Below are 3,227 nucleotides of genomic sequence, written 5' to 3'. Positions count from 1 at the left end.
AAAAAACACAACAAAATTTCTTCAGGTTATTTCAAGTTACTTACTTTACAGTGAGTTAGCTACTTTTAATAAAATAATCAGCATGCAATAATCGCCGCCCTCATAATAAAGCTACATTGTATTTAATTACTAAAAATGTTCTCTGGGAATCAAATGAAACGTCATAACTTACTTTCTACTAGCATTAAATGTGCATTAATTACTGCTGCTGCAACAGCAAGTAATTCTGTGCTTGCACAAGATGAGCAAGCAACAAAAATTGAACGTGTTGAAGTAACGGGTTCACGTATTTTACGTGAAGGTGCTATTGCGCCTGCACCTGTTACAGTCATCAGTGGCGAGCAGCTAATGAATACTGGCGCAGTAAACATTGGTGAAGCGCTAAATAACTTACCTGCACTTGGCAATACATATTCTATGGCTAACTCAGGCCGGTTTATTGGTACTGCGGGTTTAAATATTCTTGATTTACGTAACATGGGTACAGATCGTACTTTGGTACTTGTAAATGGCAAGCGTCATGTATCAAGCTCTGCAGGCTCTCAATCTGTAGATACCAACACTATTCCAAGTGTATGGGTTGAACGTGTAGAGATAATTACTGGTGGTGCATCTGCTGTATACGGTGCTGATGCGGTAACAGGTGTTGTTAACTTTATATTAAAAGACAACATTGAAGGCATGGACTTTAGCGTTACACGTGGTTTTGCCGATTTAAGCAGCTACAACAACGAAAAAGCGACGTTCTCATACGGCTCTAACTTTGATAACGATCGTGGTAATGCAGCTTTTGCTATTGAGTACTCAGGCCAGGATTCATTAAACGCACTTGACCACCCATGGACTAGCACTTCGTTTAGTAGTTTACGTAATCAAGCCCAAACAGAAGCAAACAAAGATAGCGCAGCTTTCCCTGATAAAATTTTAACGCCTAATGCAGGTTATTACGCTATTAATAACGCCGGTGTTTATGCACTTGAAGATGGATATACTAATAGCTTTAATGCCGACAGCAGCGCTCGCAACTTATACATAGGTGATAATGTAGATGGCTTGTCGTGTGCAAACTGTGATTCGTTTAATCTTGGTCAATTTGAAGAGATTCAACCTGAGTTTGAGCGCTACAACGTAAACTTTAAAGTTAACTACGATGTTACCGACGACTTAAACGTTTACTTTGATGCAAAATACGTAAATAGCCAAGGCGAAAGCATAGGTCAACCTGCGTTTTTCTTCTTTGACGATGAAAACAGCATCAAAATCGACAACCCTTACCTAGACCCAGCCATTAAAGCACGTATGGAAGAGCAAGGTGTTGATTCGATCATGGTTAACCGCATGATGACCGACCTTGGCCGCCGCATTGAAAACAATACGCGTGAAACAACGCGCTTTGTTACCGGCTTAAAAGGCACAGTATTTGATGATTGGGAATTAGATACCTCAATAGTATACGGCCAAACTGATCTAGAGCGCGAAAATGGCGCTAACATGATTGTAGCAAATTACTTTAATGCACTTGATGCCGTTGAAGATACAAATGGTAACGTAGTATGTCGTAGTGCTGCAGCCCAAGCTGATGGCTGTGTTCCTGTAAATATTATGGGGTTTGGTTCGCCATCTCAACAAGCCATTGATTACATTAATACGGTATCTGTTGGCACTTCAACTATTAAGCAAACAGTTATTTCTGGCTCACTCGCTAATGGCGCTATTTTTGAATTACCAGCGGGCTATGTAGGTGTTGCATTTGGTGCTGAGTACCGTAAAGAAGAAAGCGAAACTAAAGAGCCTGATAACGCTGAAGGTACTTTTTTTAACGCACTGGGCGAAGATAAGGGCTCGTTTAACGTTCGCGAAGTATTCTTTGAAGCGACGATGCCAATTTTAACTGATTTACCGCTTATTCAAGATTTAGTGTTTGATACAGCAGTACGTCATGCTGACTACAGTACGATTGGCGAAGCAACTAGCTGGAAACTTGGCCTTGATTGGACTGTAAACGATGAACTACGTGTACGTGTAACTCAATCTGCAGCACTTCGTGCGCCAAACATTAGTGAAGTATTTGGTGCAGCAAGCCAAACTTTCTACAATGTAGACGACCCGTGTCGCGCTGAAAACTTAGGTGACTTATCAAACGGTGCAACACGTACTGCAAACTGTGCCGCATTAGGCGTAGCGAGTGACTTTAACTCAGATTACGATTCAGCCTCTTTAGATGGTTTAAGCAGTGGTAACCGCGATGTAAAAGGCGAAGAGTCAACAAGTACAACTGTAGGCATTGTTTACCAACCAGAGTTTTTAGAAAACGCGCTACTTACTATTGATTACTGGGAAATTGAACTTGAAGATGCAATTGACACAATTAACGCGCAAGACATTCTTGATCGCTGTGTAGATAGCGCAACAGGTATAAACAATCAGTACTGTAACTTAATCACACGTAATGCTAATGGTGAAATTACTTTAATTCAAAACTCTGTATTAAATGTTGCTGGCCAAAAAGCATCAGGGATAGATTTTGAACTAGGTTACGATTTTGACGCGTTTGAAGGTAGCTTTAAAACACGCTTAATTGGTACTTACTTAATTGAACGTAAAGATTACCCGTTCCAAGACGACCCTAGTAACTACATTGAATACGCAGGTACTACAGGTGAAGCTAAGTGGCAAACTAACTTATCTGTAAGTTATGTTATGGATAACTTTTTCTCAACAGTTGAAACACGCTTTTTAAGTGAAGTCGATTTATACACAAATGTTGAACTTGAAAACAACCCTAACCCAAGTAATCAAATGTCTTACGGTAAATACTTTATTACCGATATGACTGTTGGTTATAACTTCGATAGCGGTTTAGGCGTTAAAGTAGGTGTTGATAACGTATTCAACCGTAAACTTCCGTACGGTTCACGTGGTACAAGCGCGGGTAGCGCAAGTTACGATAACATTGGCCGCTTTGGCTACATTAACTTAAGCTACAGCTTATAATTAATAAAATAACTTATTAGGGCGTGTTGATCATTGGTGGGTGAATTTGCAGCAGTATGTTTGGTTTTTAGGCAAGGCAGAGCCTATGTAGTGTGGTTATTCCCCATAAATAGGCGATAACGCAGCATAAATACCAAACATGCGCTGCCCGAAGGGTTCTTTCTAGGGACGATTAACTCTTTGTTACCTACATGGATGTAGGTAAGGGGCGTGAGCAGGACGCGGAAGCTTTG

At 40.6% G+C, this 3,227-nt stretch carries 1 protein-coding gene; it reads left to right on the top strand.

Going from position 1 to position 3,227, the window contains the following annotated elements:
* Positions 1 to 153: 153 nt before the first annotated feature.
* The gene (locus GQR46_RS18045) at positions 154 to 2,994 is read left to right on the top strand and encodes a TonB-dependent receptor (RefSeq protein ID WP_165741868.1); all 2,841 of its coding nucleotides are present in this window, start codon (positions 154 to 156) and stop codon (positions 2,992 to 2,994) included.
* Positions 2,995 to 3,227: the final 233 nt, after the last annotated feature.

Source organism: Pseudoalteromonas sp. Z1A6 (assembly GCF_011378745.1).
Taxonomy (GTDB): Bacteria; Pseudomonadota; Gammaproteobacteria; order Enterobacterales; family Alteromonadaceae; genus Pseudoalteromonas; species Pseudoalteromonas arctica.
The sequence above is the reverse complement of the archived record's forward strand: the minus strand, read 5'-3'. Positions and strand labels throughout refer to the sequence as shown.